Origin of the sequence: Henriciella sp., from assembly GCF_049649345.1 — a bacterium.
GTDB lineage: Bacteria > Pseudomonadota > Alphaproteobacteria > Caulobacterales > Hyphomonadaceae > Henriciella.
The window spans coordinates 1-6,055 of the sequence record NZ_JBARZC010000067.1; the positions used below are offsets into that span (position 1 = coordinate 1).

The following is a 6,055-nucleotide window of genomic DNA, read 5'->3' on the forward strand; positions in this document are numbered from 1 at the left end:
TCCACTTTGGTCACCAAACACATCGCTGGAACCCAAAGATGAAGCAATTCATCTATGGCGACCGTGCCGGCATTCACATCATGGACCTGTCGAAGACGGTTCCGTTGCTTCACCAGGCCCTGGTCCAGATTCGCGATACAGTTGCAAAAGGTGGCCGCGTTCTGTTCGTTGGGACCAAGCGTCAGGCCGCTCAGCCGATCGCAGAAGCCTCGCAGCGCTGCGCCCAATACTACATGAACCATCGCTGGCTCGGCGGCACGCTGACCAACTGGTCGACCGTTTCGAAATCCATCAAACGTCTTCGTGAGCTTGATGAGGTCCTGTCCGACCGGGATGCGTCTGGCCTGACCAAGAAAGAGCTTCTCAACATTGAGCGCGAGCGCGACAAGCTTGATCGCGCCCTTGGCGGTATCGCCAATATGGGCGGCCTGCCGAGCCTCATGTTCGTGATCGACACGAACAAGGAGTCGATTGCGATCAAGGAAGCCAAGAAGCTTGGTATTCCGGTCGTTGCCGTGATCGATACCAATTGCGATCCCGATGATGTCGACTTCCCGTTCCCGGGCAATGACGACGCGGCCCGCTCGATTTCGCTTTATTGCAACCTCGTTGCAGATGCCGTGCTGGATGGTCTTGCAGAATCCTCTGTCGGCCTCGACATGGACCTTGGCGAAGCCGAAGACGTGGACGCTATGGTTGCAGCCGATGTTGCCAAGGCTGACGATGCGTCTGATGAAACGGCTGACAAGGCCGAAGCAGGCGACAAAGAAGTCAAGGCTGAAAGCTAAAACAAAACTCAATCCAGAAGGAAACTTCGAGATGGCACAGATTACCGCCGCCCTGGTCAAGGACCTGCGCGACCGCACGGGCGCAGGCATGATGGACGCAAAGAAAGCCCTCGTGGAAAACGATGGCGACATGGAAGCCGCAATCGACTGGCTGCGTGCGAAAGGCCTCTCCAAGGCCGCCAAGAAATCAGGCCGCGCAGCTGCTGACGGCCTCGTCGCAGCGATCGTTTCTGACGATGGCAAGTCCGGCGTTCTCGTTGAGCTTAACGCTGAAACCGACTTCGTTGCCCGCAATGAAAAGTTCCAGACGGCTCTCCGGCAGGTTGCCGATGTGGCCATGACCACTGATGGCGATGTCGAGGCGGTCAAAGCCGCTCCAGCCCCGTCTGGCGATGGCACTGTAGGCGACATGATTACCGCACTCGTGGCGACAATTGGCGAAAACATGACGCTGCGCCGCACGGCAAAGCTTGACGCGCCAAATGGCCAGGTCGCGGCCTATGTCCACAGCGCAGAAGCTGAGAATATGGGCAAGATCGGTGTCCTGGTCGCGCTCGAAGGTGATGATGCCGGCAAGATCGCCGATGCGGGCCGCAAGGTTGCCATGCATGTGGCTGCCACGAGCCCGGCCTCTGCAACGACGGCCGACCTTGATCCGGAACTGGTCGAGCGCGAGCGTCAGGTGCTGACCGATCAGGCCCGCGAAAGCGGCAAGCCCGACAATGTCATCGAAAAGATGATCGAGGGCCGGCTCAACAAGTTCTACAAGGAAGTTGTCCTCGTCGAGCAGCCATTCGTGATGAACCCGGACCAGACGGTCGGCAAATTCATCGAAGAGCAGGGCGCAAAGCTGATCGGCTTTGTGCGCTTCACGCTCGGCGAAGGCGTCGAGAAAGCTGAAGACAACTTCGCAGCAGAAGTTGCCTCGATGACGTCTGGCTCCTAAGCCACCGTAATTGCATCCAAAAGAGCCCGGCTGCCCATGACAGGCAGCCGGGAATCCTTTACCAGCAATTCGGCCCAGGAGTTCCATATGCCCGCAGACACCGAAAGATCAGACGACCTCGTTTACGAACGCGTTCTTTTGAAATTGTCGGGCGAGGCCCTGATGGGGCCTTCGGAGTTCGGAATCCACATGCCGACCTGCCTCACTTTTGCTGAGGAAATTGCGACCGCGCTGAAGGCAACCGGCGTAGAGCTTTGCCTTGTGATTGGCGGCGGAAACATCTTCCGGGGTCTGGCAGGTGCAGCGAACGGCATGGACCGCGCGCAGGCCGATTCAATGGGCATGCTGGCGACCGTAATGAACGCCCTCGCCATGCAGAGCGCCCTTGAGCAGATCGGGGTGCCGACGCGCGTTCAGTCTGCCATTCCAATGAATACGGTCTGTGAGTCCTATATTAGGCGCAGGGCGATCCGGCATATGGAAAAAGGCCGGGTCGTTATTTTCGCGGCCGGCACAGGCAATCCTTATTTCACGACAGACACGGGCGCAGCGCTGCGCGCAGCCGAGATGAATTGCGATGCCATGTTCAAGGGCACGCAGGTCGACGGGGTCTATTCTGCCGATCCCAAGAAGGATGCAAATGCCGAGCGCTATGACCAGCTCGGCTATCAGGAAGTGCTCGCGCGGGACTTGCGTGTCATGGATGCGTCAGCCGTCAGCCTCATGCGCGACACAAACATACCGATCGTGGTATTTTCTCTCCATAATAAGGGCGCCTTGCAGGATGTCCTTACTGGAAAGGGAACATCGACGGTCATTTCGTAACATGCGAGAGTAGACACTATGAGCCTAGACAAAAAAGACCTCGAACGCCGTATGGATGGCGCCCTGGCATCGCTTCAATCAGATCTGCAGGGCCTGCGCACAGGGCGCGCTTCCGTGAACCTTCTGGATTCGGTGATGGTGCCCGCCTACGGTTCAGATATGCCGCTCAGTCAGGTGGGTTCGGTTTCGGTGCTGGATGCGCGCACAATTGCCGTGAACATCTGGGACAAGTCTGTGGTCGGAGCGGCCGACAAAGCCGTCCGCGAGGCCGGGCTCGGTCTTAATCCGGTGACCGATGGCACAACGCTTCGTATCCCGATTCCGGTCCTCAATGAGGAACGCCGTGTCGAATTGACCAAGGTTGCGGGCAAATATGCCGAGGCGGCCCGCGTTGCTATTCGCAATGTCCGCCGGGACGGTATGGACCAGCTGAAGAAGGCCGAGAAAGACGGCGAAATCAGCGAGGACAAGGCCCGTGGTCTGTCTGACGATGTCCAGAAAATGACCGACACACACATCGCGCGTGTGGACGAGATGGTGAAGAACAAAGAAGCGGAGATCATGCAGGTTTGACCAATCCGTCTGCTGCCTCTTCCAGAGAATCTGCTATTCGTGCGGACGCCGCAGGGATGCCCGCACATATCGGCATCATCATGGATGGCAACGGACGATGGGCAACCCGTCACGGTATGCCTAGAGCCGTAGGGCATGAACGGGGTGTCGAAGCGCTTCGGCGGACCGTAAAAGCTGCGCAGAAATTCGGTCTCGAGTATCTGACTGTTTACTCTTTCTCGACGGAAAACTGGCGCCGGCCGATGGCGGAGGTGAGCGCTCTGTTCGCGCTCCTCAAGACCTTCGTTAAACAGGACCTCGCCAGGCTGAAGCGTGAAGGGGTTTGCATTTCGGTTTTCGGGACGCGGGAGGGGCTGCCGGATGATGTCCGCGCGCTGCTTGAAAAGGCCGTCAGGGAAACTGCGGACAATACAGCCTTCCATCTTGGCATCGCATTCAATTATGGGGGGCGCGAAGAGATTGTCCGGGCAACCCGCAAGATCGCTGATGAAGTCCGCCGCGGGAAGATCGACCCGACAGACATCACCGAGCACGTGATGTGCGAGGCCCTGGATACTGCGCATTACCCAAACCCGGATCTGATCATCCGTACCGGCGAAGAGCACAGGCTCAGTAACTTTCTGGTCTGGCAGGCGGCCTACGCAGAACTCGTTTTCCTGGACGTCCTGTGGCCCGATTTCGGCGAAGACGGCCTGCTCTCGGCCATCGAGAATTTCGCTTCTAGAGAGCGGCGGTTTGGCGGACTGAAAACCGGAGCGGCTTGAGAATGGTCGCGTCCGCTCCGGCAAGCCACAAAAGCCGCGAACTTCTCCTGCGGCTGCTGTCGGCTGCGGTACTCATTCCGTTTGCCCTTTTTGTGGTCTCGCAGGGCGGTACGGCCCTTGGCCTTTCCTGCGCCTTGTTTGCCGCCGTGATGGGGTATGAATGGGCGCGCATGACCGCCTCGCCAAACATGCCGCTCGCAGCAGTGTTTTCTGCATTGCCAGCCATTGCGGCGACGTTTTCTGGCTTTGAGCTCGCCGCGCTCGTTCTGCTCATTTGCGGCGCCGTCGTTGGTGCGCTGCACCCATCAAGTGTTAGCGACAAGGTTGGCGCGGCTTTTGGACTCTTTTACTCGGCAGGCTTGCCGCTGGCGCTTTTCCTGCTGCGTGATGGCGACTGGAACGGGCAAGCGGCCGCTCTTATTCTCATGGGTACGGTCTGGGCGTCCGACTCGGGAGCATACTTTGCCGGCAAAGGGTTTGGAGGTCCGCCTCTGTCACCCAAAGATTCACCCTCGAAAACCTGGAGTGGCGCCTTGGGGGCGGTCTTATGCAGCGCGCTTTGCGGGCTGATTGCAGCCGGGATCCTCGATACTGAGCGTGTACCATGGTTGTTCGCCGGCATCGCCATCTCTGTCTCCGCACAATGGGGCGACCTGTTCGAGTCCTCGCTCAAGCGCCGCTTCGGCGTAAAAGACACAAGCGGATTTTTGCCAGGGCATGGCGGCGTGATGGACCGCGTCGACGGGCTTGGCATGGCATGCGTAGTTGGCCTGGTGGTTCTCACCGTGTTTGAACCGCTCCCCGGCCTATTGGGACTGGACGGTTAGCATGGCGCGGACGCTCACCATTCTTGGCGCGACCGGTTCGATTGGTAGCTCGGCGCTCGCCGTTGTCGATCACTGCAACCGCACTGAGGATTGCGAACACTTCGAAATAGAGGCGCTGACCGCGCATAAGGACGTCCACAGCCTCGCTGACCGCGCGATCAAGTATGGAGCGAAACGGGCGGTCATTGCAGACGCGGCCCTCTATGCCGACTTGAAAGAGGCGCTGGATGGATCGGGGATCGAACCCATGGCCGGTTCCGACGCTCTAGAAGAGGTTGCGCGCATTCCAGTCGATCGGGTTCTGGCGGCTATTGTGGGCATTGCCGGCTTGAAATCCTCGCACGCCGCACTTGATGCGGGAAACAGTGTCGCCCTCGCTAATAAGGAGAGCATGGTCTGCGCCGGAAGCCTGCTGAAAACCGTCGCCGCCGCCCGCGGCGCTGCGATCATTCCGACTGACTCAGAACATAATGCGATGTTTCAGGTCATGGAGCGGGGCGGCGACGTCGAACGTCTCATTCTGACCGCATCAGGCGGGCCGTTTCGCGAGACGCCGGCCGAAAAGCTCAAACGCGTGACCCCCAAGGAAGCCTGCGCCCATCCGAACTGGTCGATGGGGCGCAAGATATCTGTCGATAGCGCAACCTTGATGAACAAGGCGCTGGAGCTGATCGAGGCCTCCTACCTGTTCGATTTTCCTGAAGACCGGATTGATGTTTTGGTCCACCCGCAATCTGTAATACATTCACTTGTTGCATATCGAGACGGCTCGACTTTGGCGCAGCTCGGAACGCCCGATATGCGCACACCGATCGCACACGCCTTGTCCTGGCCAGAAAGGCGTCTGAGCACGGATGTCAAACGGCTGGATCTCGCCGAGTGGGCGTCGCTGACGTTTGGAAAAGTGGACGATACGCGCTTTCCTTCCATTCGGCTGGCCCGGCATGCTCTGAATATGGGCCCGGCGGCGCCGGTCGTTCTGAATGCTGCAAATGAAGTGGCTGTATCTGCTTTTCTAGAAGGAAAATGCCGCTTTCTCGACATAAGGTGGATAGTTGAAGAGGCACTTGGTCTGGATATTGCGCAATCCCTGAAAACCGGCAGCGATCTCGGTCTGGGCGACGTGATGTCCCTCGATCAGGAGAGCAGACGCCGGAGTGATGAACTGGTTGCTGCAGCCGGTGCCCAAATGAGGAGCGAAGCGCAATGATGGACATGCTGAGCCAAGGCCCGATTTTCATTGTCAGTCTGGTTTTCCTGCTGGGAATCGTCGTCGTGGTTCACGAATATGGCCATTACCTAGCCGGGCGGGCCTATGGCGCCGCTGCAGAA

7 protein-coding genes are annotated in these 6,055 nt (G+C 58.6%); all 7 read left to right on the plus strand.

The genetic code is table 11. The features are described from left to right. On the plus strand, positions 1–788 hold a 788-nt coding region (gene rpsB, locus WA989_RS01620; protein ID WP_424338784.1), incomplete at its 5' end, for a 30S ribosomal protein S2. Positions 789–819: 31 nt separating this feature from the next. Next, positions 820–1,734: a translation elongation factor Ts gene (gene tsf / locus WA989_RS01625; RefSeq protein WP_424338785.1), complete on the plus strand. Its 915-nt coding sequence runs from the start codon at positions 820–822 to the stop codon at positions 1,732–1,734. A gap of 87 nt (positions 1,735–1,821) precedes the next feature. Then, the gene (gene pyrH / locus WA989_RS01630) at positions 1,822–2,559 is read left to right on the plus strand and encodes a UMP kinase (RefSeq protein ID WP_424338786.1); all 738 of its coding nucleotides are present in this window, start codon (positions 1,822–1,824) and stop codon (positions 2,557–2,559) included. Between the two features lie 18 nt (positions 2,560–2,577). Next, positions 2,578–3,132, plus strand: coding sequence for a ribosome recycling factor (gene frr / locus WA989_RS01635; RefSeq protein ID WP_424338787.1), 555 nt, complete (start codon positions 2,578–2,580; stop codon positions 3,130–3,132). Positions 3,133–3,188: 56 nt separating this feature from the next. Continuing rightward, a complete protein-coding gene (gene uppS / locus WA989_RS01640; protein ID WP_424338788.1) occupies positions 3,189–3,896 on the plus strand; it encodes a polyprenyl diphosphate synthase in 708 nt (235 codons plus the stop codon). Positions 3,897–3,898: 2 nt separating this feature from the next. Beyond that, the gene (locus WA989_RS01645) at positions 3,899–4,723 is read left to right on the plus strand and encodes a phosphatidate cytidylyltransferase (protein WP_424338789.1); all 825 of its coding nucleotides are present in this window, start codon (positions 3,899–3,901) and stop codon (positions 4,721–4,723) included. Between the two features lies 1 nt (position 4,724). Further along, positions 4,725–5,933: a 1-deoxy-D-xylulose-5-phosphate reductoisomerase gene (gene dxr, locus WA989_RS01650; RefSeq protein WP_424338790.1), complete on the plus strand. Its 1,209-nt coding sequence runs from the start codon at positions 4,725–4,727 to the stop codon at positions 5,931–5,933. Positions 5,934–6,055 lie beyond the last annotated feature (122 nt).